The 26810-nt window shown below is 48.4% G+C and carries 24 protein-coding genes and 1 tRNA gene; 9 read left to right on the top strand and 16 right to left on the bottom strand.

What is annotated here, in order from left to right:
* Positions 1 to 226: 226 nt before the first annotated feature.
* The 3 genes from smpB to secG form a co-directional block, all read right to left on the bottom strand.
* A complete protein-coding gene (gene smpB, locus HP570_RS28910; protein WP_016740379.1) occupies positions 227 to 700 on the bottom strand; it encodes an SsrA-binding protein SmpB in 474 nt (157 codons plus the stop codon).
* Between the two features lie 148 nt (positions 701 to 848).
* Entirely contained in the window at positions 849 to 3371 is a 2523-nt protein-coding gene (rnr, locus tag HP570_RS28905) for a ribonuclease R (protein WP_173627943.1), read from the bottom strand.
* Positions 3372 to 3513: 142 nt separating this feature from the next.
* The gene (secG, locus tag HP570_RS28900; protein WP_007728789.1) at positions 3514 to 3756 is read right to left on the bottom strand and encodes a preprotein translocase subunit SecG; all 243 of its coding nucleotides are present in this window, start codon (positions 3754 to 3756) and stop codon (positions 3514 to 3516) included.
* Positions 3757 to 4037: 281 nt separating this feature from the next.
* Between secG and HP570_RS28895 the strand changes: the two genes are divergently transcribed.
* The 5 genes from HP570_RS28895 to HP570_RS28875 all read left to right on the top strand — a co-directional run bounded on the left by HP570_RS28895 (position 4038) and on the right by HP570_RS28875 (position 7889).
* Positions 4038 to 4433, top strand: a complete 396-nt coding sequence (locus HP570_RS28895) for a YqzM family protein (protein WP_026134028.1) — start codon at positions 4038 to 4040, stop codon at positions 4431 to 4433.
* A gap of 82 nt (positions 4434 to 4515) precedes the next feature.
* Positions 4516 to 5268 carry an ABC transporter ATP-binding protein gene (locus HP570_RS28890; protein WP_173627942.1) on the top strand — a complete coding sequence of 251 codons (753 nt, stop codon included), beginning with the start codon at positions 4516 to 4518 and terminating at the stop codon, positions 5266 to 5268.
* Positions 5265 to 6029, top strand: coding sequence for an ABC transporter permease (locus HP570_RS28885; protein WP_173627941.1), 765 nt, complete (start codon positions 5265 to 5267; stop codon positions 6027 to 6029). Before HP570_RS28890 ends, HP570_RS28885 begins: the two co-directional genes overlap by 4 nt.
* A 107-nt stretch (positions 6030 to 6136) precedes the next feature.
* On the top strand, positions 6137 to 6661 hold the full coding sequence (locus tag HP570_RS28880; RefSeq protein WP_064203217.1) for an RNA polymerase sigma factor: 525 nt from the start codon (positions 6137 to 6139) through the stop codon (positions 6659 to 6661).
* Positions 6651 to 7889 carry a YjgB family protein gene (locus HP570_RS28875; RefSeq protein WP_173627940.1) on the top strand — a complete coding sequence of 413 codons (1239 nt, stop codon included), beginning with the start codon at positions 6651 to 6653 and terminating at the stop codon, positions 7887 to 7889. The genes HP570_RS28880 and HP570_RS28875 overlap by 11 nt, the downstream gene beginning before the upstream one ends.
* Positions 7890 to 7930: 41 nt before the next feature.
* Here the strand turns inward: HP570_RS28875 and HP570_RS28870 are convergent, their stop codons facing one another.
* On the bottom strand, positions 7931 to 8926 hold the full coding sequence (locus tag HP570_RS28870; protein WP_173627939.1) for an ABC transporter substrate-binding protein: 996 nt from the start codon (positions 8924 to 8926) through the stop codon (positions 7931 to 7933).
* A gap of 183 nt (positions 8927 to 9109) precedes the next feature.
* Between HP570_RS28870 and HP570_RS28865 the strand changes: the two genes are divergently transcribed.
* The 3 genes from HP570_RS28865 (at position 9110) to HP570_RS28855 (ending at position 12430) form a co-directional block, all read left to right on the top strand.
* Positions 9110 to 10117: a FecCD family ABC transporter permease gene (locus HP570_RS28865; protein ID WP_173627938.1), complete on the top strand. Its 1008-nt coding sequence runs from the start codon at positions 9110 to 9112 to the stop codon at positions 10115 to 10117.
* Positions 10117 to 11154, top strand: a complete 1038-nt coding sequence (locus tag HP570_RS28860) for a FecCD family ABC transporter permease (RefSeq protein ID WP_173627937.1) — start codon at positions 10117 to 10119, stop codon at positions 11152 to 11154. Before HP570_RS28865 ends, HP570_RS28860 begins: the two co-directional genes overlap by 1 nt.
* 448 nt (positions 11155 to 11602) lie before the next feature.
* Entirely contained in the window at positions 11603 to 12430 is an 828-nt protein-coding gene (locus HP570_RS28855; RefSeq protein WP_007729437.1) for an ABC transporter ATP-binding protein, read from the top strand.
* 167 nt (positions 12431 to 12597) lie between these two features.
* Here the strand turns inward: HP570_RS28855 and eno are convergent, their stop codons facing one another.
* The 9 genes from eno to rpoN form a co-directional block, all read right to left on the bottom strand.
* Entirely contained in the window at positions 12598 to 13884 is a 1287-nt protein-coding gene (eno, locus tag HP570_RS28850) for a phosphopyruvate hydratase (protein ID WP_015893463.1), read from the bottom strand.
* Between the two features lie 87 nt (positions 13885 to 13971).
* Positions 13972 to 15513 (bottom strand): 2,3-bisphosphoglycerate-independent phosphoglycerate mutase, encoded by a 1542-nt coding sequence (gene gpmI, locus HP570_RS28845; protein WP_173627936.1) that lies wholly within the window; start codon positions 15511 to 15513, stop codon positions 13972 to 13974.
* A gap of 12 nt (positions 15514 to 15525) precedes the next feature.
* Complete coding sequence (gene tpiA / locus HP570_RS28840; protein WP_087347817.1) at positions 15526 to 16284, bottom strand: triose-phosphate isomerase; 759 nt, start codon at positions 16282 to 16284, stop codon at positions 15526 to 15528.
* Between the two features lie 21 nt (positions 16285 to 16305).
* Complete coding sequence (locus HP570_RS28835; protein WP_015893466.1) at positions 16306 to 17490, bottom strand: phosphoglycerate kinase; 1185 nt, start codon at positions 17488 to 17490, stop codon at positions 16306 to 16308.
* Positions 17491 to 17589: 99 nt separating this feature from the next.
* On the bottom strand, positions 17590 to 18594 hold the full coding sequence (gap, locus tag HP570_RS28830) for a type I glyceraldehyde-3-phosphate dehydrogenase (RefSeq protein ID WP_007720484.1): 1005 nt from the start codon (positions 18592 to 18594) through the stop codon (positions 17590 to 17592).
* 19 nt (positions 18595 to 18613) lie between these two features.
* Positions 18614 to 19978: a Na+/H+ antiporter NhaC family protein gene (locus HP570_RS28825; RefSeq protein WP_173627935.1), complete on the bottom strand. Its 1365-nt coding sequence runs from the start codon at positions 19976 to 19978 to the stop codon at positions 18614 to 18616.
* An 18-nt stretch (positions 19979 to 19996) separates the two neighbouring features.
* Positions 19997 to 21022: a sugar-binding transcriptional regulator gene (locus tag HP570_RS28820; RefSeq protein ID WP_173627934.1), complete on the bottom strand. Its 1026-nt coding sequence runs from the start codon at positions 21020 to 21022 to the stop codon at positions 19997 to 19999.
* Positions 21023 to 21496: 474 nt separating this feature from the next.
* Positions 21497 to 21775 carry a glutaredoxin family protein gene (locus HP570_RS28815; RefSeq protein WP_173627933.1) on the bottom strand — a complete coding sequence of 93 codons (279 nt, stop codon included), beginning with the start codon at positions 21773 to 21775 and terminating at the stop codon, positions 21497 to 21499.
* Positions 21775 to 23148, bottom strand: coding sequence for an RNA polymerase factor sigma-54 (rpoN, locus tag HP570_RS28810; protein WP_173627932.1), 1374 nt, complete (start codon positions 23146 to 23148; stop codon positions 21775 to 21777). The genes HP570_RS28815 and rpoN overlap by 1 nt, the downstream gene beginning before the upstream one ends.
* 242 nt (positions 23149 to 23390) lie before the next feature.
* Between rpoN and HP570_RS28805 the strand changes: the two genes are divergently transcribed.
* Positions 23391 to 23465 (top strand) — tRNA-Arg (locus HP570_RS28805).
* Between the two features lie 193 nt (positions 23466 to 23658).
* Here the strand turns inward: HP570_RS28805 and HP570_RS28800 are convergent.
* The 3 genes from HP570_RS28800 to HP570_RS28790 all read right to left on the bottom strand — a co-directional run bounded on the left by HP570_RS28800 (position 23659) and on the right by HP570_RS28790 (position 26592).
* Positions 23659 to 24150 carry a hypothetical protein gene (locus tag HP570_RS28800; RefSeq protein WP_309139221.1) on the bottom strand — a complete coding sequence of 164 codons (492 nt, stop codon included), beginning with the start codon at positions 24148 to 24150 and terminating at the stop codon, positions 23659 to 23661.
* Positions 24151 to 24542: 392 nt separating this feature from the next.
* Positions 24543 to 25583 (bottom strand): FecCD family ABC transporter permease, encoded by a 1041-nt coding sequence (locus tag HP570_RS28795; protein WP_173627930.1) that lies wholly within the window; start codon positions 25581 to 25583, stop codon positions 24543 to 24545.
* On the bottom strand, positions 25576 to 26592 hold the full coding sequence (locus tag HP570_RS28790; protein ID WP_041749674.1) for a FecCD family ABC transporter permease: 1017 nt from the start codon (positions 26590 to 26592) through the stop codon (positions 25576 to 25578). Before HP570_RS28790 ends, HP570_RS28795 begins: the two co-directional genes overlap by 8 nt.
* Positions 26593 to 26810 lie beyond the last annotated feature (218 nt).

Raw genomic sequence — 26810 nt, 5'->3', positions numbered from 1 at the left:
GACGAGGTCCGCAGCCCCCCGGCTCGCTTCTCATGCTCTACCATCCCCGTCGAATCCAGAACGCCCCCAGGTAGGTAAGAAAAAGTCTAAGTGAAGAGCCATTAAATCCGCACCTAGACTGTATTGTAACAAACAGTGTATTGGCTTTTTGTTGCTTATTAAATATAGCACAGGCGACAACCAAAACTCAACGTTGATTGCTGCCAAGCCTGCCAGTGCAATCCAATCAGCCTTTTTGGCGTTCGCGCAGAGCACGCTCGATATCACGCGCAGACTCTTTTTTCTTGAGGTCTTCACGCTTGTCGTAGTTCTTTTTCCCTTTGACAAGTGCGAGCTCGACCTTGGCCCAGCCACCCTTCAAATAAATGCTGAGCGGGACCAGCGAGTACCCTCTTTCGCGAATCAGACCATTGAGCTTGAGGATTTCCAAGCGACGCATCAGCAGCTTGCGTGTCCGCTCTGGCTCATGGTTAAAGCGATTTCCTTGCTCGTACGGACTGATGTGCACATTGTACAGTAGCAATTCGCCATTCTGCACACGGGCGAAGCTGTCCTTGAGCTGGACACGTGCCGCACGCACGGACTTGATCTCCGTACCGGTCAGCTCAATGCCTGCCTCGTATACTTGCTCGATGTGGTAATCGTGGCGCGCTTTTCGGTTTTGGGCGATTGTCTTGGTTCCGGCCTTATCTTTTGACATGGAGATCACCTCACTTGTACGTACTGCGTTTCGTACCAGTTAGTCTAGCAAATTTTGCCCATTGTGGCAAGTCATTTACCCGGTAAATAGGCAACCCCGAAAAGGGAAACAGATCGCTCCGCCTGCTTTTCGGGGAATAAACAACTGTTTAACGGCGTTTCCGTTTCACCTGACTGGCTACATTTTTGCGGGTCTTTTTCTTGGACTTGACGAGATCCTCCCAGAATCCCTTCTGGCGTTTCGCTGGGGTATCTCCTTCTCCCGCACCAATTGGCAGCACTTCTTCACCGCTCGATGCTTTGCCCGATCCAGCACGGCTAGGTGGTTTGTTCCCTTCCGCTTTGCGGCGATCCTTGTATTTCTGACGGATTTCCGCTGGATGCTTTTTGTCCTTTTGTCGATCTGGTCTGCCTGGGCGATCTGGACGATCTGGACGGCCTGTACGTGAACGATCTTGTTGCTTGCCACGTGTCGGCTTACGATCCCCGCCGCGACCATCTATTACGCGAGGCGTACGCTCACGGCTACCGCGGAAGCCAGCCTTCGGCATCCCGACGATTTCGAAGTCGATGGTGCGTTCATCCACGTTGACATTGGCTACACGTACCTCAACGACATCTCCGATCCGATACTGCTTGCCTGTACGCTCACCAACCAGTGCAAATATTTTCTCATGGTAATGATAGTAGTCGTCGGTCAAAAAGCTGACGTGCACCAAGCCTTCAATGGTATTAGGTAACTCGACGAAAATCCCAAACGAAGTGACGCTGGAGATGACGCCTTCGAATTCTTCTCCCACTCGTTCCAGCATGAACTCCGCTTTTTTCAGATCGTCTGTTTCACGCTCGGCATCGACAGCCAACCGTTCACGCTGTGACGTATGCTCCGCGATTACTGGCATTTGCTCTGCCCAGTACCCCAGACGTTTTTCTGAGATTTGATTCCCCAGCTCGATCCATTCGCGAATGCGTCGGTGGACGATTAGGTCGGGATAACGGCGAATCGGTGAAGTAAAATGGGTATAAAACTCCGTAGACAAGCCGTAATGCCCCAGGCTTTCCGCGTCGTAGCGCGCTTGTTTCATCGAACGCAGCATAACGGTGCTGATAATAATTTCTTCCGGCGTTCCTTTTACCTCTTCCAGCAACTGTTGCAATGCACGTGGATGAACAGAATTGCCCTTCCCGCGGATCGAGTAGCCAAAATTCGTGATGAACTCCATGAAGGCCATGAGCTTTTCAGCGTTCGGGTCTTCGTGAATCCGGTACATGAACGGCTGCTTCATCCAGTGGAAATGCTCCGCCACTGTTTCGTTGGCAGCGAGCATGAACTCCTCAATGATCTGCTCTGCAATCGATCTCGTACGGAAGCCGATTTCTGTAGGGGTTCCCTCTTCATCAACGTAAATTTTCGCTTCGCGGAAATCGAAGTCAATGGCGCCTCGCTGCATCCGTTTTTTACGCAGCTTCAAGGCCAGCTCTTTCATATCCTCGAACATCGGGACGAGTTTGCTGTACTTCTCGGTCAAGGCTTCGTCCTTGTCTTCCAAAATGCTGCGTACATCTGCATACGTCATGCGCTCATCTGTACGAATCACGCTCAAAAAGATGTCGTACTTGACGGTGTTTCCGCCCGCATCCATCTCCATATCGCAGGAAATCGTCAATCGATCTACCTGTGGATTGAGACTGCATATGCCGTTGGACAAGCGATGTGGCAGCATCGGGATCACGCGGTCAACTAAGTAGACACTGGTACCGCGACGATACGCCTCATTGTCCAGCTGAGACTTTTCACGAACATAGTAGCTGACGTCAGCGATATGCACGCCGAGTCTTAGGTTTCCGTTTGGCAGCCTCTCCAGGGAAACAGCATCGTCCAAGTCTTTGGCATCCGCACCGTCGATCGTAACCATCATCCGCTCACGCAAGTCACGACGACCGCTGATTTCCTCCTCGGAAATCTCATCTGGTGCTGCCTCTGCCTCTGCTAACACGTCCTCTGGAAATGCTTCTGGCAGGTTGAACTTGCGGATGATCGACAGGATATCGACGCCCGGATCGTTCTTATGGCCAAGAATCTCGACGACCTCACCCTCAGGATTCACTCGCCCCTCTGGGTAACGAACGATGTTCACGACTACCTTGTGACCATCTACAGCTCCGTTGAAGGAGTCTTTCGGGATGAAAATATCTTTGCCGATTCGCTTTTCGTCGGGGATCACAAACGCGTAATGCCTCTCGTCCTTAAATGTCCCAACGACCTGCTTGATTCCGCGCTCGACAATGCGGATGATCTGCCCTTCCAGACGATTGCCGCCCGCTTCTTTTTCCACGCGGACAAAAACCGTATCGCCATGGAGCGCCCCATTCATATCATTCGCATGTACATATACGTCATCCGAGTCAGGTGTCTCCGGGATCACAAATCCGAAGCCCTTCGGATGACTTTGCAGACGTCCACGTACCAGATTCATTTTTTCAGGCACACCATACCGATTCGCCCTGGTGCGGATCACCTCTCCGCTCGCTTCCAGTGCATTCAGTGTTTTCACAAGCTCCTTGAACTTAGCAGAATCCTTGATTCCAAATGCTTCTTCCAGTTCCCTCACCGTCATCGGGTGGTATGCTTGCTCTCGCATAAACGCGAGTATTTTTTCTTGATCTTCCATTCACAAACCTCCTTTTTCGCGTGGCATTCCCGCGTTTCTCTATGACCATCCTATTATGTAGTATTCACCGTTCCCGCATATCGCAATCGGAATAGAGAAAAAGACAGCAAGTTGCACTCGCTGTCTTCCGGCCATTCGTCTATTACGCTCCTGATTTCAAGAAATACCCGAGCAAAATCGCAAAAATCATGAAGCCAACCGCAAATACAACGGTCAGTTTCCCTAAAAGTGCGTCAATCCCGCGGGCTTTTTGTTTGCCCATCAGTTGCTCTGCGCCGCCACCAATCGCTCCGGAAAGGCCGGCACTTTTTCCCGATTGCAGCAACACGACGATAATTAAGCCAATACTTGCGATCACAAGTAAAATTTTCGCAGCCAATGCCATTTTCATTCACCTCAAAACGTATTTCCAAGGCGGAAAAAACCAATACAACAACTTTATCACACTTGTCTGGTAACAGCAACCCGCTAACCCTTCCATTATAAGAGAAATTCTCTCAAATAATATTGACTGTTATAAGGTAGACTAAGAGCAACGTGTTTTTACGAAAAAATGGCAAATTGTGTACTTTCTTTGTCTTGTTGGGTAGTCGCCTTGATATTGTCAAACTTTTGCCGTAAAATTACAATGAAACTTTATAATTCGCTTTGGGAGGTCTTTGTCAGATGGCTGGGTCCAACAAAAAAGACATGAATCAAAACGATGTAATTGATTCCGCGAAGGCCTTTTTCACTTCGTTTGGTATCTTGTTTCTTGTTTTTCTCATTGCACTCGTAGGATCAATCATTTTCCCACCAAAACATGGCGAAGAAGCAAATGGTGGCGGCGCACCAACTGCACAAATTGACGCTGCTGCTGTATTTAAACAAAATTGCTCTTCCTGTCATGGTCAAAATCTCGAAGGCATTGCAGGTCCAAACCTGACAAAAATTGGAGCAACGCTCAGCGCTGACGACATTGCTAAAATCATCAAAGAAGGTAAAGGCGGCATGCCCCCTGGAATGCTAAAGAAACAACCAGAAATTCAAGCGGTTTCACAGTGGCTGTCGGAGAAGAAATAAGTACATAGATAGCCTGTAAGAAAGAAACACCGAAGACTTGTCCTCTTCGGTGTTTTCCGCGTTAATGGGGAGGCTTTTACATATGACCATCCAGATTGAAGCTTTGGGGAAACAAATCCACTCCTCTACGAGCACATGGTTGTTCCGTGACGTAAACGCTAGCATTATGGAGCCTACGATTATTGGAATTCTGGGAAAATCAGGCCAGGGAAAAAGCACATTGCTTCGTATTTTAGGTCGTCTTCTGCAACCTGACGCCGGTACGGTTTTCTTGGAGAAGAAAGAAATGTCACTGTGGGACCCGAGAGCTTGGCGAATGAAAATCAGCTATGTGGCACAGCAGGCTGTTATGCTGCCAGGCACCGTGGAAGATAACCTGCGGACAGTAAGTACCCTGCATCAGCGTCCTTTTGATAAGAAGCTCGCCTCCGACTTGATGGAGCAGTTATATATGGAAGAAATCGATTGGTCAAAACCAGCCACTCAACTGTCCGGCGGCGAAAAGCAACGGCTCGCTCTCGTTCGCAGCCTGATGCTTCAGCCATCTGTCCTGCTGCTAGATGAGGTCACCGCTTCCCTCGATACGAAAAGCAAGCAGGCAGCTGAGCGGCTCCTCGTCGATTTGCACCACCAAACGGGCACGACCTTAATTTGGGTCACGCATGATTTAGAAGAAGCACGAGTCGCTTGCAAGCGCATTTGGTTTATGGCCAACCACCAGCTCGCAGAGGACACGGAATGTGAAGCGTTTTTCCACTCGCCCCAATCCGTGGAAGCTCGTGAATTTTTACAGGATGGAAATGTCCATGCTGCCCTGAGTGAGGTGCAGCGATGACACATACGTTTACGGGTTCATACATGTGGCTACTCTTTGCCTATGCCTTTGTTTTCATTGCCCTCCTGCTCTCTGTTTGGCAGAAGCTCGGTTTGGAAAAAGACATTTTGATTGGCACCATCCGCTCTACTGTTCAATTGCTTGCGATCGGCTACGTCCTACATTTTGTCTTTGCTGCCGACAGTGTCTGGTTTATATTATTGATCATTCTCATGATGATCTTGGTCGCTTCGTGGAACGCTGCCAGCAGAGCGAAGCAATTAACGGGGATCTTTTGGCGGATCTCCCTTTCACTTGCGATAACAGAAATCATCACGATGGGACTGTTGGTTATACTCGGGCTTGTCTCTCCCACGCCGCAGTACCTCATTCCGATGAGCGGCATGATTATAGGTAGCTCTATGATCGTCACGAGCCTTTTTCTCACGCATATGAACAGAGAAGTTGAAGCCTCTCGTGGGGAAATTGAAACACTGCTGTGTCTGGGAGCCACTACTCGCCAAGCCGTGCATGTGGTGTTGAAGCGCGCCGTCAAAGCGAGCATGATCCCTACCTTTGACACGATGAAAACAATCGGACTCGTCCAATTGCCAGGGATGATGACCGGCATGATTGTCGCGGGTGCCAGTCCCATCGAGGCCGTACGCTACCAAATCCTCATTATGCTCAGCTTCAGCTCCTCTGCTGCCATTTCGGCAGTTCTGATCAGCATACTCAGCTATCAGCTCTGGTTTACGCGGGACTCCATGCTCCACTCTTAAATGCACACACTGTCGGACCTTTGTTTCCGGCAGTTTTTTTGTTTTTGTAATGAAATGCACCCTGAGTCGTCAAATTACAAGTAGAACGAACAAAAGGTGGTTCAGCTATGGACAAAAACGGTTTAATGGAGCAATGGTTCCTTCGCTATGGCGATGATATTTACAAATTTCTTATTTACTACACAGGAACCCGCGATGTAGAAGACCTTGTTCAGGATGTCTTTTTAAAAGCGCTTCGGTCTCTGGACGCATTCGAAGGCAGATCGCAACCGAAAACTTGGCTATTGACGATCGCGAGGAATACCGCCATCGATCATAAACGAAAGCAACGTCTACGTAACTGGTTGCCAGATAAATGGCTGGCGAATGTAGAGACGGAAGAAAAAACACCGGAAGAAATTCTGCACGTACATGAGGAGCAGCAGGCACTTTACCATGCAATCCGTGACGTAAAACCCGCTTTTCGGGAGGTGCTCATTTTGCGTGGAGTCAAAGGACTGTCCTCCAAGGAGACCGCTGAAATACTGGGGTGGTCCGAAAACAAAGTCAACGTGACATTGCACCGTGCCATGAAAGCCGTCAGAGAAATACTTGAGCGTGAGAAAAAGGAGATGATTGGCGATGCAATCTAATTCAGACCATGACTTACTAGCAAAATTGAAGGGGATGCCTGATATGAAAATGAACGGAGAACAAAAGCACGAGATCGTGTCTGCTATTCGCCAAACAAATGTGAGCAAATCTGGGGGGACTGCTTCTTTTCGTGGTTTCTCTGCGCTTGGCAAGGGATTGGCCCTCTGCTCGGTACTTGCTGTGACCGTCTGGCTGGGAGCCTCACTCCTTACGAATCAACCGCAGAGTACAATGCCAGACACCGTTGCGCCTATTGCTCCTGGCTCTCCTACCGCTTCTCCGGGACCAGCTCAAAACAACAGCGTAACAACACAGCCTATTCCGCAGTCAGAGGAGCTCTTGTCACAAATTCGCTCAAATGCTCAAGAAGGCAGAGTCATCTCCCTTCCATTCGTTCTGGAAAAAACGATAGATGATATAGAAAAGGGCTGGGGAAAGCCTGAGAAAACCTACACAGCAAATGGACTGATCTACTCCGCCTACCCGAAAAAAGAAGTCGTGTTTGGCTACAACAAAGGCATGCAGCTCGTAGACATGCACAGGACAGATTCTCGCTTGCAGCAAATCAGCCTGTCTGCCGTCAAAAAGAGCTGGGGAAAACCGAGCCGTATCAGCGAGTTTGGCGATCGTACGATTTATACCTATGATGTAACGAGCAAATATCAGGTCAAGCTGATCTTCCAAGGAACAAAAAGCACGAGCAAGGAAGACCAGATTCTTGTTGAATACCAGCTGTATTACCCGCAAGGAAATAAAAATCTCATGCTTTATGGGAACAATGCCGATTTGTTACAAAGCGTGCGTGATCTCGCCGGGAAAGGCCAAGTCTTTAGCAGTCAGTATCGTTTAGAAAAGGATGTATTCGATAACGCGGAAAAAGAGCTGGGCAAACCGGATGTCGTCTCTTTCGTCAATGGCATCACGTACAATACGTACCGGGACCTCAATCTTGTCTTTGCCTTTAACAAAGGAATGCAGATCGTCGATATTCGTTCCTATGACCCACGCTTGCAAGCAATCACACTTGCCGAGGTGCGTAAAACACTTGGAGAGCCAACAAGCAAAGCCACAACGGGCGGCCAAACCATCTACACCTACAAGGTGACTCCTGATTACGAATTGAAATTCATTTTCTCAGGCATCATGACCGATGATCCAAACACAATCTACATCGATCACGTAAACATTTACTACCCACGTGGAACTTTCAACAACATGGCGGGGTAACCACACAAAAAAGACGGGAGCATCAGTCCCGTCTTTTCTCGTTATTTACCGATGATGTAGCCTTCCAGCTCATCCAGTACTTTATTCGCTGCGATTACGCCACCGGAAGTATTCCAGATAGTGTCATCCACTTTGAACGCTTTGCCTGCTTTCACGACGTTCAGGTTTTTCCAGAGTGAATCGTTTGTCCACTCCTGCTCCAGCTTGGAAGCCTCGCCTTTTCCTGTTTCGTACGTGAAGTAGAACATGATGTCGCCGTCCATTTCTGGAATGCGCTCTTTGGTTACTTCTGCTGCGAAATCATCTTTGTCTTGGGCAGCTGGACGAGCCAGGCCAAGGTCTTTGAAAATCGCGCCAGTGAAGGTGTTTTTGTAGTAGATGCGAACTTTACCAGGCATGAAGCGTACAACGGATACTTTTGTGTTCAGCTTGTCGCCCGCTTTTGCTTTAAACTCTTCTACGCGCTTGTTCCAATCAGCGAGGATTTTTTCACCCTCTGCCTTTTTGTTTACTGCTTCTGCGAACAAGGAGAAGTTTTCTTTCCAGTCACCGCGTGGCTCCTCCACAAATACGGTTGGAGCAATTGCAGTCAATTGTTGATAAATTTTTTCATGACGGAATTTCATACCCAGAATCAGATCAGGTTTCAGTGCCGCGATTGCTTCCAGATTAGGTTGTCCTTCTGTACCAACTGATTTTGTACCCTCAAGGAAGGACTTGGTGAAATCGTAGAATTGTGTTGGATCATTAGCTGCACCTACAGCCCCTACTGGTTTCACACCGAGAGCCATCAGAGTTTCAATACCTTGGTTGGTCAACATGACGATACGTTCTGGTGTACCTTTGATGGTCGTTTCGCCCATCGCGTGTTTTACTGTATAGCTTTGGCCGGAACCCTCCGAATTGCCTTTGGCTTGATCAGCAGGCTTTTGTTCACTTGCTTGTGGAGTACCGCAACCGGTAACAACCAACAAGGTCGCCATTAAGACAGCAAAGAAAGCTTTACCGCCTGCGGTCCGATATGTACGAGAAAACATGATGAAAGGACCCCTTTCCCTTTTCTATAATGAGAATTCATATCAATGACAGAGTCTATCCTACCCCCCTGCCTGTCAAAAGTCAATCACAAATTGATAATGACTATCAACGTCATTGACACTTCCTTTATGTAGCTCTACACTTAACTATGAAACCATCTAAGAAATAAGGATGTAGCCATCATGAATACTTTTTTAGCTAGCAACTTTCGTAAAATTCTGGGACTGGTATTCGCCCTTCTCCTCCTGACTTACCTCAGTTATGCCAGCCTCATCTTTGGCGTCGTTGACACAAGTTGGCAAACTGCGATTGATGCCTACACGAATTTCAACGGCTCCAATGAGCACATCGTCATTAAAGAAGTGCGAGTACCGCGTGTGCTCAATGCGCTAACGGTCGGTTTCTGCCTCGGCTTGGCCGGAACTTTGCTCCAATCCTTGACGAGAAACCCTGTTGCAGACGTTGAACTGTTCGGTCTTAATGCAGGTGCTTCTCTTTTTGTTGTGTTCGCCGTTACATTTGTCGGGATCAGCTCCTTGACCCAGTTTACGTGGATTTCCTTTTTAGGAGCCGCTGTAGCAGGTTTGATCGTCTACTTGCTCGGTTCATTCGGCAGAGATGGACTTTCGCCTGTGAAGCTGGTTCTGGCGGGTGCAGCTATCACCGCTTTGGCTTCCTCGATCCGACACGGCATGATGGTCCTGAATGAAAAGGCCACAGACGAGGTGCTTTTCTGGCTGGCAGGGTCAGTCGGAGGCAGAAAGCTGGAGTATTTAGCCACTGTCTTTCCTTATATGATCATCGCCTGGATCGCTGCATTTGTCCTCGCACGCCCGATTCAAACATTATTGATGGGTGATGACGTAGCAAAAGGTCTCGGACAACGTACATTATTGGTCAAATTCAGCGTCGGAATCGTCATCGTTCTCTTATCCGGTTGCGCAGTTGCTGTTGCTGGACCTATTGGTTTTGTCGGTTTGGTCACGCCGCATCTGGCCCGCTATCTCGTCGGAATTGATACTCGCTGGGTACTTTTGTACAGCGGTCTGCTTGGTTCCATCCTGCTGCTGTTAGCAGACATCGGCGCTCGTTATATTGCAATGCCTGCTGAAGTTCCTATTGGAGTAATGACAGCCCTGATCGGGATTCCGTTCTTCATCTATGTCGCACGCAAGGGGCTGGATAAATAATGAAAGACTACCTGTCTCTTCGAATCGGCAAGCGTTTTTCATCGTTTCAGCTACATAAAAAGACGATCTGGTTCTCGCTACTCGCCTTGCTGATCGTCATCACCGTAGCGGTTGTCAGTCTCGGAATGGGTGAAATGAAAATCGCTCCGCTCGATGTGGTAAAGGTTTTGTTGGGAATCGGTTCAGAAGAAAATGCTTTGATTGTAGAGCAGTTTCGCCTGCCACGCATCGTCATTGCCATTCTGGTAGGTGCCGCACTCGCAGTAGCTGGTGCCATTATGCAAGGTCTCGTCCGCAACCCATTGGCTTCCCCGGATATTCTTGGGGTATCAGGTGGAGCATCTGTTTTTGCAGTCGGCTTCTTGATGCTATTTGAAACAGTGAGCATCAAGTGGCTTCCTCCCATCGCTTTTTTGGGAGCAACATTGACGACATTCCTGCTGTACGCCCTCTCTTGGAAAAAAGGCGTCACGCCGCTTCGTCTCGTCATGATCGGTGTTGGAATCAAAATCGCTGCAGGTGCCATTGTAACCATGCTGATCATGTTCAGTCCGTTTTTGCTGCAAAATAAGGCATTGCTCTGGCTGACTGGAAGCATCTACGGCGTTGACTGGAATGACGTAGTTATGATTTTGCCGTGGGTAGTCGGACTGATTCTCGTAGCGTGCTTGCTTGCAAGACGCGTGAACATTCAACAGCTCGGCGATGATCTGGCAACGAGTCTCGGCAGTTCTTTACAATTGGATCGCTTCCTCCTCCTCATGATTTGCGCGGCTTTGACGGGAACAGCCGTCTCTGTTGGAGGCGATATCAGCTTTGTGGCTTTGCTGGCCCCACACATTGCCAAGCAACTGATTGGTCCTTCCTTTGGCGGTGCCATGACACTCTCGGCTTTCTTGGGTGCCATTATCGTATTGCTTGCGGATTTGATTGCCCGCATGGCTTTTTCACCAATCGAAGTGCCTGTAGGAGTATTCACCTCTGCCATCGGCGCTCCGTTTTTCATCTACTTGCTGTATAAAAACCGAAATCGCTAGGAAAGAACTTAGTCCCGCTGTAGTGGTGGGGAGGAAACAGGAGAAAACGCTCAGATTCTTGTCCCACCCGCTGAGGGATTCACTGCCCGACTCCATGCAAAAAGCGAAACCCTCTACGAGCTTTCCATGTTAGTCCGATTTTAAAAGCCTTAAAAGAATGTAGAGCATATTCCGTTACGCCAGAGAAGAATATTTCCAGACGTAGCGACTTGTGGAGTCCTACCGAGCGGAGAAGGGATTCGCGGGCAAAAGAAACGCAACCGTGCCCATACGACGAAGCGGCTACCACTTTTGCGTTTCCCCGCGAATCCCTTCGGAGCGGACAGTCCAACCCTCAGCGGGACGGAGCACTAAGCCTAGACTGGAAATATTCTTCTCCCCACTGCAGCCACATGCGACCCTGAATATATTTTTTAACTTCCTATACGTTGAAAGGAGTCCAACCCATATGCAAGCTTTGGAAACCCAACGACTTACGTTATCGTACGGAGAACGCAACATCATTGAAGCTTTAGATTTAAACATCCCGCGTGGAAAAATCACCGTTTTCATCGGCAGTAATGGCAGTGGCAAATCGACATTACTGCGCTCTCTGGCACGTTTACTCAAACCAAAGGAAGGCGCCATCCTGCTTGAAGGAGAATCGATCGCGAAACGCTCTACCAAAGAGGTAGCCAAACGTCTTGCCATCCTTCCTCAAGGCCCATCTGCACCAGAAGGATTGACAATCCTGCAATTAGTCAAACAAGGACGTTATCCTTATCAAAACTGGCTACAGCAATGGTCGGAAGAAGACGAGCAGATGGTCAACAAAGCATTGGCAGCTACTCAACTCACAGATATGGCTAACCGCGCCGTCGATAGTCTCTCTGGCGGCCAACGTCAGCGCGCCTGGATTGCGATGACGCTCGCTCAAGGAACCGAAACCATTTTGCTGGATGAGCCTACGACTTATTTGGATATGTCGCATCAGATTGAGATTTTGGACCTGTTGTTTGAACTGAATCAAACGGAGCAGCGCACCATCGTCATGGTTCTCCACGATCTAAATCTCGCTTGCCGCTATGCCCATCATATCGTTGCCGTTCACAATCAGACCGTCGTAGCAGAAGGGGCTCCCAACGAAGTGCTGACGACCGACCTTGTCCGTACGGTTTTCGATATGGATTGCCAAATTACGCAAGACCCGCTGTACGGAACTCCTATGTGCATCCCGTACAGTAAAAGCCGTCTGGGCACTGTGCAGACCGAACGAAAAGCATTCGCCATGTCATAATCCTCAAACAACAAAAAGACTGTCCATCGCGTAGTATGGGCAGTCTTTTTTTCGTAGGCAAAAGCTTGAACGCGCAACGAATCGAGGCTTCTGGTGGCATATGTCTTTCATCCAAAAAACAGCGGCAGTCCCGGACTTTTTTGCGTCCTGGACTGCCGCATGCAAGCTTATTTCTTCAAGTTGTAGAATGCAGAACGACCACCAAAGCGAGCTGTATCAGCCAGTTCGTCTTCAATACGCAGCAATTGGTTGTACTTCGCTACGCGGTCTGTACGGGAAGGCGCACCAGTCTTGATTTGACCTGCATTTGTTGCCACAGCGATATCAGAGATTGTGGAGTCTTCGGTTTCACCGGAACGGTGGGAAATCACCGCAGTATAACCAGCCAGCTTCGCCATTTCGATTGCTTCGAAGGTTTCTGTCAGCGTACCGATTTGGTTTACTTTTACCAGAATGGAGTTACCTGTAGAGGTCTCGATTCCGCGAGCCAGACGCTCGGTGTTGGTTACGAACAAGTCGTCACCTACCAGCTGAACTTTACTGCCCAACTTGTCAGTCAGCGCTTTCCAGCCATCCCAGTCATCTTCAGACAGACCGTCTTCGATGGAGATGATTGGGTATTTGTTTACCAGATCTTCGTAGAACGCGATCATTTCTTCTGTTGTTTTCACAACGCCTTCGCCTTCGAAGTGGTATTTGCCGTCTTTAAACATTTCTGTAGCTGCTACGTCCAACGCAAGGAACACGTCTTTGCCTGGCTCATAGCCTGCTGCCTTGATCGCATCCAAAATGGTTGTGATCGCTTCTTCGTTGGATTTCAGGTTTGGAGCAAAACCGCCCTCATCCCCTACTGCTGTGCTCAGGCCTTTTTCACCCAATACTTTTTTCAGGGAGTGGAAAATTTCCGCACCTGTACGCAGCGCTTCCTTGAAGGAAGTAGCACCTACTGGCATAACCATGAATTCCTGAATGTCTACGGTGTTGTCTGCGTGCTTACCACCGTTCAGGATGTTCATCATAGGAACTGGCAGCATTCTCGCGTTGAAGCCGCCGAGGTAGTTGTAGAGAGGAACGCCGAGAGATTCTGCAGCCGCACGTGCTACTGCCATGGACACACCGAGAATTGCGTTTGCGCCCAGCTTGCCTTTGTTTGGCGTGCCGTCGAGCTGAATCATCGCCATATCGATGCCAACTTGATCCAGGGCATCCATGCCGATCAGTTCAGGAGCAATGATTTCATTCACGTTTTCTACGGCTTTCAGAACACCTTTTCCCAAGTAACGGGATTTGTCACCGTCGCGAAGCTCAACTGCTTCATACGCACCTGTAGACGCTCCAGATGGAACATCTGCGCGACCCATCGAGCCATCTTCGAGATATACTTCTACTTCCACAGTTGGATTACCGCGGGAGTCCATAATTTCGCGTGCATAAATGTCAGTAATCATTGCCATTTCTCGTCCATCTCCTTTTTTCAAGTGCACTTACAATCTATTTCGATTTAAACGCCAAGCTACCCTTACAGTGTGTCCCAGCGAAGCCTATTTTGCAAGTAACGATTTACCTGTCATTTCAACGGGTTGCGCTACTCCCAAAAGCTCCAAAAGCGTTGGCGACAAGTCGGCCAAAATACCGTCTTCGCGCAGGGCAGCCCCGTCTTTTGTCACAATTACAGGCACCGGATACGTACTGTGTGAAGTAATTGGTCGTCCCGCTTCATCCAGCATCAGATCTGCGTTGCCGTGGTCAGCTGTGATGACGGCTACGCCGCCTTTTGCTACGATGGCATCGACTACTCGGCCCAAGCATGCATCCACCGTCTCGACTGCTTTGATTGTTGGCTCCATCATACCGGAATGACCAACCATGTCGCAGTTGGCAAAGTTCAGGATGATCGCGTCAAAATTGTCTGCCTCGATCTCAGCGACAACAGCGTCTGTCAGCTCTGGTGCACTCATCTCCGGCTGCAGGTCGTACGTCGCCACTTTTGGCGAAGGAATCAGGATGCGTTTCTCACCAGGAAACTCTTTCTCACGCCCGCCACTAAAGAAGAACGTCACATGCGGATATTTCTCCGTCTCGGCAATGCGCAGCTGCTTCAAGCCATGCTGGGAAAGCACCTCTCCCAATGTGTTATCCAGATTGGAAGGCTTGTAAGCAACATACCCGTTAACCGTCTCGGAAAAATGCGTCAGGCACACAAAATGCAGATCGCGCGGGCGCTCATCTCCGCGGTCAAATCCACGGAAATCTTCATTCGTAAATGCCTGCGACATTTGAATCGCACGATCCGGGCGGAAATTATAAAAAATAATCGAATCGCCGCTTTGAACGGTCGTCACTGGTTTTCCGTTTTCATCGAGAATCACGGTTGGCATGACGAACTCATCCATAATGGACTTTTCGTAGGATTCCTTAACCGCCTGAACCGGATCACGATAAGCCGGAGCATCTGCATACACCATGGCGCGATACGCCTTCTCTACGCGCTCCCAGCGTTTGTCACGATCCATCGCATAGTAGCGACCTTGTACGGTAGCAATACGGCCAACACCCAGCTCAGCGATTTTAGCTTGTAGCTGCTCGATATAACCCACTGCACTGTCAGGCGATACATCGCGGCCATCGAGGAAACCGTGAATGAACACATCCGCAAAGTCCTGCTTTTTCGCCAACTCGAGCATCGCAAACAGGTGGTCAATATGACTGTGTACACCACCATCGGACAAAAGTCCGAACAGATGGAGCTGCTTGCCGTTTTGCTTCGCGTGCTGGAAAGCAGCAATCAGTGTTTCGTTCTCATAAAAAGCGCCTTCTTTAATCGACTTGGTAATGCGCGTCAAATCCTGATAAACGACACGCCCTGCCCCGATATTGAGATGGCCTACTTCGGAGTTCCCCATCTGTCCTTCTGGCAGCCCAACAGCCAACCCACTTGCCTCTAGTGTCGCGTGAGGGTATTGGTTCCAGTAACGGTCAAAATTCGGCTTGTTGGCTTGCGCTACTGCGTTTCCATACGTTTCGTTCCGCAGAGCAAAACCATCCACAATCAAAAGGGCAACCGGTTTTGGTCTTTGTGCCATTGCTTTCTCCTCCTATCGCGACGTTGCTCCTGCCACAAGCTGCAAGTAGCTGTTCGCTACAAGACTCGCTCCACCGACCAATGCTCCGTCAATGTCAGGCTGTGCCATGTAGCTTGCGATGTTTTCCGGCTTTACGCTTCCGCCGTATTGAATGCGCACTTTCTCGGCTGTCGCTTGTCCGAAGCGTTCACCGATTACGCTGCGAATAATGGCAATCGTTTCATTGGCATCCTCTGCCGTGGAAGACTTGCCTGTACCAATCGCCCAGATCGGCTCGTATGCAATAACGGTATCCGCCACTTGTGCAGCATCTACTCCAGCAAAAGCACCTTCAGTCTGCGTACGGACTACGTTAGCTGTCTCGCCCGCTTCCCGCTGCTCCAGACTCTCTCCTACGCACACAATCGGTACGAGACCTGCTGCTAATGCAGCTACAACCTTTTTGTTCACCGTCTCATCTGTTTCATTGAAATATTGACGGCGCTCGGAGTGACCAAGAATCACGTACTCCACACCAATTTCTTTCAGCATGGACGCGCTGATTTCGCCTGTATAAGCACCTTGCTCTTCAAAATGCATGTTTTGCGCGCCGATGGCAATATCCGTGCCCGCCAGCTCTTCTTTAAGTGCAGCCAACGCTGTAAAAGGTGCGCAAATAACTTTTTGTACTCCGGAAGTATTATTGCTTGCCTTGGCTTCCTGCGCAAACGCTCTTGCCTCGGCCATCGTCTTGAACATCTTCCAGTTCCCCGCGATAATTGGTGTTCGCATGCAAACTCCCCCTCTTCGCTTTTATTGGTTATCTGCCAACACAGCTACGCCTGGCAGTTCCTTGCCTTCCATGAATTCCAGGGACGCTCCGCCGCCTGTAGAAATGTGTGTCATCTGCTCGGCTACGCCTGCTTTTTCCACAGCTGCTACGGAATCACCGCCACCGATGATCGTCGTTCCGCTGCATGCTGCCATCGCCTTGGCTACGCCAATCGTGCCGCCTGCAAAAGCATCCATTTCAAATACGCCCATCGGACCGTTCCATACAACCGTTTTCGAATCTACAATGACGCTGTGGTACTGTTCCACTGTTTTTGGACCGATATCGAGTGCCATCCAGCCCTCTGGAATTGCATCGATTGCGACGACCTGCTTTTCTGCATCTGCCGCAAAACGGTCAGCTACCACAACATCAACTGGCATCAGCAATTGAACGCCGCGCTCTTTTGCCTGCTCCATCAACGTACGTGCGAGGTCGAGCTTGTCGTCTTCACACAGAGAAGCACCAATGCCATAACCTTGTGCTTTGAGGAATGTATTCGCCATACCGCCGCCGATAATCAGGTGATCGACTTTGGTCAACAAATTTTCAATGACAGCAATTTTATCTTTTACTTTTGCACCGCCGACAATCGCTGTAAACGGACGCTCCGGATTGGACAAGGCTCCGCCCATGAAGCGAATTTCCTTTTCCATCAGCAAGCCTGCAACTGCTGGTATGTACTCAGCGATTCCCGCTGTAGAAGCATGTGCCCGGTGAGCTGTCCCAAATGCATCATTGACAAACAGATCAGCCAAGGCCGCAAAGCTTTTTGCCAGTTCTGGATCGTTCTTTTCTTCTCCCGCATGGAAGCGCACGTTTTCCAACAGGATGACGTCGCCAGACTCCATTCGTTCTACTGCCGCTTCTACGTCAGCACCTTGGCAATCCTCCAGCTTACGCACGTCCTTGCCCAAGAGCGAGGACAGATGGGCTGCGACAGGAGTAAGGCGCATCTCTTCCACCACTTGGCCTTTAGGACGACCAAAATGGCTCGCCAGGATTACTTTGGCTCCTGCCTCCATCATGAAACGGATGGTTGGTACAGCAGCACGAATGCGTGTATCGTCGGTGATTACCCCGTCCTGCATCGGCACGTTAAAGTCGACACGGCAGAATACGCGCTTGCCTGCCAGCTCAACATCGCGGATAGATTTCTTGTTCATGAACGATCCTCCCAAATCATTGGCTTTTTATTCGGAAAAAAGATATGGGAAAAGGGAGATTGCTCTCCCTTTTTTTCCACAACAGTTCTATTTTACGTGTTAGAAGCCGCGCTGTGCAACATAATGACACAAGTCTACGACACGATTGGAGTAACCCCACTCGTTATCGTACCAGGAAACGACTTTCACCATGTTTCCTTCCAGTACCATTGTAGACAAAGCATCGATTGTGGAGGATGCAGGGTTTCCATTGTAATCAGAGGAAACGAGTGGCTCTTCGGAGTAGCCGAGAATGCCTTTGAGAGGGCCTTCTGCCGCTTCTTTCAGCGCGTTGTTGATTTCTTCAACAGTTGCGTCTGTCTTCAGCTCAACGACCAAGTCCACTACGGATACGTTTGGAGTTGGTACGCGCATAGCGAAACCATTCAGCTTGCCTTTCAGCTCAGGCAGTACGAGTGCTACCGCTTTTGCCGCTCCTGTAGAGGTTGGAATGATGTTTTCCGCAGCTGCACGGGCACGGCGCAAATCTTTGTGCGGCAGGTCGAGAATTTGTTGGTCATTGGTGTAAGAGTGAACGGTTGTCATCAAACCGCGTACGATCCCGAATTTTTCATTGAGAACCTTCGCGTATGGCGCCAAGCAGTTCGTTGTGCAGGATGCGTTGGAGATCACAGTGTGTTGCGCTGGATCGTACTTGTCTTCGTTTACACCGATTACGACTGTAATGTCTTCATTTGTTGCTGGAGCGGAGATGATGACTTTTTTCGCGCCACCTTCCAGGTGCTTCGCTGCATCTTCACGCTTCGTGAAGCGTCCAGTTGATTCCACTACGATTTCAACACCGTAATCTGCCCACTTCAGTTGAGCTGGATCGCGCTCTGCCAATACCTTGATTTCTTTTCCGTCAACGATGAGCGTGTTTTCGGAAGCTTCAACACTCACGTTCAAAACGCCATGAACCGTGTCATATTTCAAAAGGTGCGCCAGTGTGTGCGCATCTGTCAGGTCATTGACCGCCACGATTTCTACATTCGGATTGTTCAGTGCTGCACGAAATACGTTACGACCGATACGACCAAATCCGTTAATACCTACTTTTACCATAATGTATACCTCCTGCTCATTAGCTAGCTTTATTCTTCATCGTGAGAAACCTGCCCTCTGGCGAAAACCAGCGGGTCGATAATATCGTAACAATCGGTAATAAGATTGGAAAAAACACAAAGGGCAATGTTTGGATCGTCGAAACACCTAACGTGAGCGCCATCATCATCGATAGACCGTTCCATGGGATCAGCACAGGCATGACAACTGTGGAGTCTAGCATCGTCTTGCCCAACAGCTCACGCCCTCCCTCCCATTGGGAGAACCTCCCGAGAAGAGTCGAGCCGAGAACCAGAATCGGAATGGTTTGGTTACAGCTGATGATGACCACTAACAACGACAATGCCGCTGCTTTCGCTACCAATACCGTCTTATTTTTTGTATGCCCCATCATTTTGTCTACGATGGGAGTTAATAAATTGGCTCTGTTCAAAATGCCGTTTAAAAAGCCTGCGAGAATGATTAACGCCAGAACACTGAAGATGGCGAACATCCCGCCCCCATGGACCAGTTGATCCAGCGGCGTTCCTGAATGAAACTCAAATCCAACTAGCATCGATGTAAAAAACGTCTTCACATCCAAATTCCCATTGATCCCGACTAGAATCGCACTGGCTCCGATACCGAAAAACAATGCCTTCACCGCTTTTACTCTCAGTGCAAAAGAGGCAATTAACACCACGAGAGGCAGCATGAGCAGCCAATGTACAGAAAAATGACTGACTAACAGCTCCTGGTACATTTGAATGGTATCCGTCGAGTTCGCTTGAGGTCGAAACAGATCAAGGATCAGGAAAAGTAACGCGCAAATCGCTACTGTAAGCAAAGCAGGACGCCGTATTCTTCTTTCCTGCTCTTCTGTCATACCGACATTGGAAAGCACCAGTAATCGACTGCTGGATATCGGTGAGAAACGTTCCCCTACCATCGCTCCAGAGATGAGCGCGCCTCCTACGATCGCAGGTGATATCCCTGCTGCGTGTGCTATGCCCATCAAGGACAGCCCAATCGTACTCAGTGTACCGATTGATGTACCCAATAAATAACTGACGCCTGCAGTCAACAGAAAAGAGAGAACGAACAAATACTCGACATTCACAATCGATAATCCGTAGTAAATGATGGCGGGAATGGTTCCTCCCATCATTAATAGAGGAATCAAGAGTCCTACTAAAAACAGAATCGTAAGGACGGGCTTTGCCTTTTGGACACCTTCCCAGCCAAACACGAACTGTTGCTTCCACGGATAACCCAATCTTTTTACACTAACCAGTGTGACCAAGATCGCAAAAACAATCCCCCATGCGATCGGAAAACCGAGCGATAGGCTCAAAATGATACCAGCGATCATTGCCAAGATGGGTGTTACCGATGTGATAGACATGCGACCGACTTCCTTCCGTTACAATCGTGCGGACAACAGCGTATAAGCTGCCCCTTCGTCCGTAATGAGTACATTCTGACACGATTGCTTAGCAAAGGAAAGAATCGCTTTTGCCTTGCTTTCGCCCCCCGCAATAGAGAGCACTGTTTCTGCCTTGTGCACTTCCTCTAGCTGTAAACCAATTGTCGGCATTCTGTGGACCGTTTCTCCCGCTTCATTAAAGTAGTATCCGAATGCTTCTGATACAGCACCCGTTTCCACTAATTCCGCGAGTTCTTCCTCCGAATAATTCCGCCTTCTCGCCATCGTGACGGCATCCCCGATTCCATGTAAAACGACTCGAGTTTCGCCCAAGAGTGACAGCACATCTTGTACCTGTGGCTCTTTGACCAATGTCTGCAAGGCTTCTGGATGGAGGCGATCCGGTACGTGAAGAAGCCGATAAGAAGCACCTGTTTTCGCTGCCATGGCGGAAGCGAGCGTGTTCGCTTGCAGCTCTACGCGTTCTCCCAATCCACCGCGAGCAGGGACAAACTGAACGTGTTTGAACGAAGCAGAAGGGGTCAGATGACTTGCTACGCTGGCTATGGATGAACCACCTGTTACCGCTACAATGTCGCCTTCTTGCACGACTTGTTTGAGGACCCGTGCCCCTACCCGTCCCAGCTCTTCCTTTACCCAAGGTGACTGGTCTGCATTGCCCTGCACCACAATGACTTCTGCTATGCCCAACTTTTTTTGCAGGCGCTCTGCCAAGTCAGTAAGGCCGAATAGCTCTCCGACGAGAGGCTCCATGTCGTCCAAGACTTGTTGTCCTTCTTCACTCAGGCTCATTCCGGCAGCTGTTACATGAAGGAGCCCCGTCTCTTTTAGCAGTTCCACTTCTGCCCGCAAAATACGTTCAGTGGTATCCATTGCTTGAGCAAGACCTCTTCTGCCAATCGGCTGCAAATGATAGATGGATCGGAGCAACATGTACCGCTGACGCAAAACTTGAATCAAGTCAGGCAACAATTTTTGTTGCAGTTCCAGTAAACGTCGCATTTTACCTTCTTCCTTGGTTACAAATTGTTGATCGGGACGTTTTATGTCCCTGTATATACATTTTTTGTCCCGCTTGGTGCAAAAAAAAGATCACTTGCTACAACTTGAATGTATCATATTTAACCATATCTTGCAAGTTCCCCTCTACCTATAGGACAAACCATCAGGAGGTCGTTTTGGTTTGAGTCAACATTGTGGAGGAGAAGAAAAAGCACAGTTCCCTTCGACTCTGACACGCCAGCAGGGGAGATTCACTGTCCGTCTCCATTCCCAAAGGGGGCCGTCGAGCCAAAGCCACCCTACGGACGGAAGTTTCTCAGAGAAGAAGTGTTCGACAAGCGGGTCCCCTTTTGGAAGTTCCGACTGGGTTGGCGATGCCAAGGTCTACGAGCCCTGTGCTTTTTCTTCTCACCAACTTTGTTGGTTCATCGGTACTTTCTAAAGCTAAAATACAGCCAATACCATAGCAATCATTTATGATAGAGCGGTACGTCTATGTAGTTCCTCGTGCAGCTCTTTTAGCGTCACCACATGCGTTATGGAACGAAACACGATCTCTCCATCTATCTCGACTACGGGAATGACAAACATCATTTCCTCATGCAAAGCCGGATCACTTTCAATATCAACCATGCGCATACGAAGGGGGAACTCCTCCGCCAGAGAACGGATGTAGAGCTCCACCTCGTCGCACAAATGACACTTATTTCGTCCGTACAAGACAATTTCAAACGTTTTTTCATTCATTCTCATTAAAACCTCTTTCGTTTGGCCGACGATGGGATCAGCATTTCTTCCCGGTACTTGGCAACCGTTCGGCGGGAGATCTCAATCCCCTCTGTAAGCAGCATCTCACCCAGCTTTTGATCAGATAACGGAGCTTTCCGATCTTCTTGCTCAATCAGTGCTTTGATTCTGCGTTTAACACTCTCAGAAGAAGTAGCTTCCCCACTGGAAGTAGAGAGTGCTGACGTAAAGAAATACTTCAACTCAAAGATTCCGCGCGGTGTCTGGACGTATTTGTTGCTGGTTGCCCGGCTGATCGTCGATTCGTGCAGGCCGACCCGCTCTGCTATTTCCTTTTGCGTCATAGGCTTTAAATAATGAATTCCCCGATCAAAAAACTCCCGTTGCATATCGAGGATGGCCTGTGTTACACGCATGAGCGTCAGGCGGCGCTGCTCCAGACTTTTTGCCAGCCACATGGCAGCATTCAGCTTATCGTGAATGAACTGTTTTGCTTCATCCTGACTTTTTTGCTGGCTCAGCATTTTTTCATAGAAGCTGTTGATTTTCAGCCGCGGTGCTGCGACATCATTGACCAATACAACATAATCATTCCCGACCTTTTCTACCGTCACATCTGGAATGACATATCTTGTCTCTACGGAGGAAAAGGCCGCCCCAGGACGCGGATTCAACGTACGGATCAAATCTGCAATCGTCTGTACCTCTTGGGGTGTACATCCGATTTTGTCTGCAATCCGCTGATAGCGATTGTCCGCTAAATCTTGCAGATGGTCACGAACGACCTGCACGATCTTTTCATCATCGAGTGCCAAATGCTCCAGCTGCAGCAAGAGACATTCTTCCAGGCTGCGTGAAGCTACGCCTACTGGATCAAAATGCTGCAAAACGGACAACACGTCCTCAATCTCGAGCATTTCAGCGCCCAGGCGCTCACTTGCTTCCTCCAGTGTAATTTCCAAATATCCCTTCTCATCCAAATTCCCGATCAAAAAGAGAGCAATCTGTTTTTGCAGCGACGAGAATCCTTTTACATAGCCGAGTTGACGCTCCAGATGTTCGTACAGCGTCTCCGCACCTTGCTGGACGTAATCCAGCGGATTGTAAGTGCTTTCATTTTTCGACGAACCGTACTCACCTGTCGCGCGATTGCCCACAATTTCTTTCCAGTCAATCTCAGGAGCTGGCTTCTCTGCTTTTGCAGAAGCGACTTCTCCAGCCACTTCAAGGTCGAAAACAGGATTTTCATTGGCCTGATCCTGCAAATAGGAGATGAGATCAATGGCTGAATATTGCAATATGGTAATCGCTTGGCGTAATTCCGGCGTCATCACTAATTTCAGTGTTTGTTCTTGAAATAACCCCAATCCCATGTTCATGAAGCTCGCCTCCTTCGCACTTGCTCATGCTGCTCGATGACTCTTTATTTTCATTATATTCGTTCTCTCATGCAATTTTCCTGCCAATTTGATGAAACAGAACACAAAAAATGTCGAAAGATCTTCACCAATAGACTTTTTCACTTTCGCTTATTTTATGGCTAGTTTTTTCTGCTGAACTACTTTTTTTCGTTTGCATTGAGATTCTCGATGTTTTATAATATAAGTTGTCGTCACAATATACGCCTGTAGCTCAGTGGATAGAGCAATGGTCTCCGGAACCATGTGCGGGGGTTCGATTCCCTTCAGGCGTACCATACTTTCAAACCAAAAGCGATCTCTTGAATTTCAAGAGGTCGCTTTTTTATGTTGAACCCTCATGGGAACAAAAAAACAGCCCGATCAAGGACTGTTTTTCTTGTACTACATTTCTGGTTAAAAATCGCTTCGAATTTATATATGTTGCCTTCTAATATCTAGGTACGGAATTGTTAGTATTTGCAAGTTATCTTATTGATTAAAAAAAGCTTTGAAAGTGTAAGGCATAGGGTTGATTGGGGTCGTATCGAATGCTGCATCTGTAGAGAATAAATAGATGTAGTAATTCCCTTCTTCTGGGATATTTACTGATAAAGTGGTATTGCCCTTAATACCAAATTCACTTTTTATTGTCTCTCCTTTTGTCTCTCCTTGCTTTCTCACAAGGATGGTAAACGTGTGCTTGCTTGAAGATAATCTACTGAATGCCAATGTAAAATTCCCAGGTTTCGCATAAAAATTAAAAAAGTCAGCATCTCTATTGTGATTAATCGCTGCAGTATATGCGGTATTCGAATTAATATAAGGAGCAAATGCAGGATCATCATTTGGCTCATAAGGATCGTTTGCCGACGCAGCTTTTTGAGGTGCTTTCAAACTTTTTGCAGGTTCCGCTGCCAGTGCAGATACGGAAGCAGATAATACGAGTGACAGGCTTAATAGGCTTGCTACGATTTTTTTCACGAATAAATCCCTCCAAAAGCTGTGATAGTAAGTACTATTAATTTTTACCATTTTATATCTAAATTGTAAATATAAGTTATGTAATTTTTTGTAATAATTTGATGAATACGTTAAAATGAGGTCCACATTTATCGAACGATGACAGTGACTATCGATCTTTGCTACTCTCCGTATAGTAGGGGTTCTCATGCACAAAGTAGCCCATAACGATTAATTCCATAGGTTATGATAATTGTAATTTATACTAATCTTTACCATATTTAAAGTGTTTTGTAAATTCGAATCGTGTAATATTTTGTAATAAATTTACAGATAGCCAACACAAAAAACCCTGAAGCACTACTCTCCTTCAGGGATCCTCACTCAACTATCGATAAACACACTTCCAATTCCTACTGATGGTTCCTCGTTTTATATAAAAGATAAACAAAAAACGGCGCTCCAATCGCTGCGGTAAAAATCCCTGCAGGCAAATCATGTGGTAAAAACACCGTTCTCCCTATCAAATCAGCCAAAACGACAAGCATCCCGCCCAAAACAGCGGAAGCCGGCAGCAAGTAACCATACGCAGAACCTACTAACCTACGCGCAATATGCGGGGCCATCAACCCGATAAAACTAATTCCTCCTGCCACACCGACTGCAGCACCTGCCAATGCCACACTGATCGCAATCAAGAGCAATCGCTTCTTATCAATCGCGACGCCAATGCCTTTGGCGATATCATCACCGAGCTCCTGGGCATTCAAATAACGGATTTGGAAAATCGTGGCGCCAAGAAACAATATGGTCCACGGAAGCAACGTCATGACATTTACCCACGACATACCGTACACAGTTCCTGTCATCCACCCGAGTGCATTTGAGGCTTTATGTGTTTGGGTAATCACCATGAAAAAGATCGTTAATGCCCCCATGCCTGCCGAGATACATACACCCACTAGTGCGAGACGAAAAGGGGAGACTCCTTCTTTCCACGCCGTGAGATACGTAAGCGTCGCGGTTAACAATCCCCCGATCAAGGCCACCAATGGCATCCATTGTACACTTACATCTTTTGCGAATGTGATAAATGCTACCGCTGCTGCCGTTGCTCCCGCTGTAGTCCCGATCAAATCAGGCGAAGCTAACGGATTTCGTACCAAGGACTGCAAAATAGCCCCCGATACCGCCAGGGAAGCCCCCACCATTACTGAAACGACAACGCGAGGCAATCGCCAATCGAGCACGATCAATTCATTCTGTTCACTGCCCGCTCCCACAAAAGCTTTGACGACCTCCCACACAGGAATATGCAAGCTTCCTAAGCCAATACTCAATACAATCACAACAGATAACAGCAAAAATAGTATGAAATTAATTCCCAAAGCCCGCCTATCTACATGAAACGAAAGCGATGGCTTTTTGGTCCGAATGACTACATGTCTATGCATACGCCCTCCCCCTGACCAGCGGGATGATAAAAGCCACTCCTATCATAGCGGTTGCTACGCCTACTGGTACTTCCAGACGCATGGGCATCAATACAAGGCGAGAAAGCAAATCAGCGCAAACCAGAAAAGCTCCGCCGAAAACAATCGAATAGGGAATCAACCATCGATGATCAAGCCCGACTAAGAAACGACATAGATGCGGGATGATGATGCCCACAAATGCAATTGGTCCGGCGAGCGCGACACTCCCACCTGCCAAGAGCACCACGAGCAATAACGCAGTAGCTTTTACCAAGATAATCTTCTGGCCCAGGCCAGTCGCTACATCATCACCAAGTACCATCAAGTTTAACGAGCCAGTCAGTACCATAGCGCCTAACCAGCCTACTAGCAAATAAGGAATGATCATAAAAAAATGATCGAGCTGTCTCCCCTCCACAGAACCAACTAACCAGTAAAAGGCCTCTGTCATCGTCTTTTCTTGCAGCAGCATAAACAGCGAAGTCACAGACGAAGCAAAAGCGGCAACCGCTGCACCCGAAAGTGTCAGCTTAATCGGAGTCATGCCTCCCCGCCCAGCGGAGGCCAATCCGTATACAAGCAGAGCAGTTACACCCGCTCCGATAAAACCTGCCCACATCATTTGCGACACTGGGAATTGCGAGCCAAAAACAACAATCGTCGTCACAATAGCTGCTGCAGCTCCAGCGTTCACGCCGATAAGAGACGGTGAAGCCAAAGGGTTACGAGTCAACGCCTGCAACAAAACACCTGCTACAGCGAGGCTGCTCCCCACTGCTACCGCTGTCAGTGTACGCGGCATTCGGGAAGTCGTAATAATCAAATGTTCCTCCGAACCGGAAAATTGAGTGTATGCCTCTACTGCAGTAGTGAGCGAATACCGATTGATTCCGAAAAGGATACTAGCCACCATCACGACTGCCAGGACAACGAGCCCTGCTATGAGTACAGTAGTCTTTTGCAGTCGGCTGGACAAAATCACATTCACGCCTGTTCCCTTCTTTCCGTTGCATTCTACCTATTCTGTCTATTCGCTACCTATGTATGTAAGTTTCTCCCACTAATCAGTCTAAGCTTGCGGGTAGGGCTAGTCAATGATATTGATTTTTATTATCGCTATCGGAAAACCATCACAGTAATACCTATAGTTTTCCTCTGATTCCAAAAAATATATTGACACATTGTCATATGAGCATATAAAGTAGT

It is taken from the genome of Brevibacillus sp. RS1.1, assembly GCF_013284365.1.
Lineage (GTDB): Bacteria > Bacillota > Bacilli > Brevibacillales > Brevibacillaceae > Brevibacillus > Brevibacillus brevis_D.
Note: the sequence above shows the minus strand (reverse complement) of the source record. Positions and strands in the feature narration are given on the sequence as shown.

Coding starts and splice junctions, on each gene's coding strand:
- smpB (WP_016740379.1), bottom strand. CDS start 700: ATGTCAAAAGATAAGGCCGGAACCAAGACAATCGCCCAAAACCGAAAA.
- rnr (WP_173627943.1), bottom strand. CDS start 3,371: ATGGAAGATCAAGAAAAAATACTCGCGTTTATGCGAGAGCAAGCATAC.
- secG (WP_007728789.1), bottom strand. CDS start 3,756: ATGGCATTGGCTGCGAAAATTTTACTTGTGATCGCAAGTATTGGCTTA.
- HP570_RS28895 (WP_026134028.1), top strand. CDS start 4,038: ATGGCTGGGTCCAACAAAAAAGACATGAATCAAAACGATGTAATTGAT.
- HP570_RS28890 (WP_173627942.1), top strand. CDS start 4,516: ATGACCATCCAGATTGAAGCTTTGGGGAAACAAATCCACTCCTCTACG.
- HP570_RS28885 (WP_173627941.1), top strand. CDS start 5,265: ATGACACATACGTTTACGGGTTCATACATGTGGCTACTCTTTGCCTAT.
- HP570_RS28880 (WP_064203217.1), top strand. CDS start 6,137: ATGGACAAAAACGGTTTAATGGAGCAATGGTTCCTTCGCTATGGCGAT.
- HP570_RS28875 (WP_173627940.1), top strand. CDS start 6,651: ATGCAATCTAATTCAGACCATGACTTACTAGCAAAATTGAAGGGGATG.
- HP570_RS28870 (WP_173627939.1), bottom strand. CDS start 8,926: ATGTTTTCTCGTACATATCGGACCGCAGGCGGTAAAGCTTTCTTTGCT.
- HP570_RS28865 (WP_173627938.1), top strand. CDS start 9,110: ATGAATACTTTTTTAGCTAGCAACTTTCGTAAAATTCTGGGACTGGTA.
- HP570_RS28860 (WP_173627937.1), top strand. CDS start 10,117: ATGAAAGACTACCTGTCTCTTCGAATCGGCAAGCGTTTTTCATCGTTT.
- HP570_RS28855 (WP_007729437.1), top strand. CDS start 11,603: ATGCAAGCTTTGGAAACCCAACGACTTACGTTATCGTACGGAGAACGC.
- eno (WP_015893463.1), bottom strand. CDS start 13,884: ATGGCAATGATTACTGACATTTATGCACGCGAAATTATGGACTCCCGC.
- gpmI (WP_173627936.1), bottom strand. CDS start 15,513: ATGGCACAAAGACCAAAACCGGTTGCCCTTTTGATTGTGGATGGTTTT.
- tpiA (WP_087347817.1), bottom strand. CDS start 16,284: ATGCGAACACCAATTATCGCGGGGAACTGGAAGATGTTCAAGACGATG.
- HP570_RS28835 (WP_015893466.1), bottom strand. CDS start 17,490: ATGAACAAGAAATCTATCCGCGATGTTGAGCTGGCAGGCAAGCGCGTA.
- gap (WP_007720484.1), bottom strand. CDS start 18,594: ATGGTAAAAGTAGGTATTAACGGATTTGGTCGTATCGGTCGTAACGTA.
- HP570_RS28825 (WP_173627935.1), bottom strand. CDS start 19,978: ATGTCTATCACATCGGTAACACCCATCTTGGCAATGATCGCTGGTATC.
- HP570_RS28820 (WP_173627934.1), bottom strand. CDS start 21,022: ATGCGACGTTTACTGGAACTGCAACAAAAATTGTTGCCTGACTTGATT.
- HP570_RS28815 (WP_173627933.1), bottom strand. CDS start 21,775: ATGAGAATGAATGAAAAAACGTTTGAAATTGTCTTGTACGGACGAAAT.
- rpoN (WP_173627932.1), bottom strand. CDS start 23,148: ATGAACATGGGATTGGGGTTATTTCAAGAACAAACACTGAAATTAGTG.
- HP570_RS28795 (WP_173627930.1), bottom strand. CDS start 25,583: ATGCATAGACATGTAGTCATTCGGACCAAAAAGCCATCGCTTTCGTTT.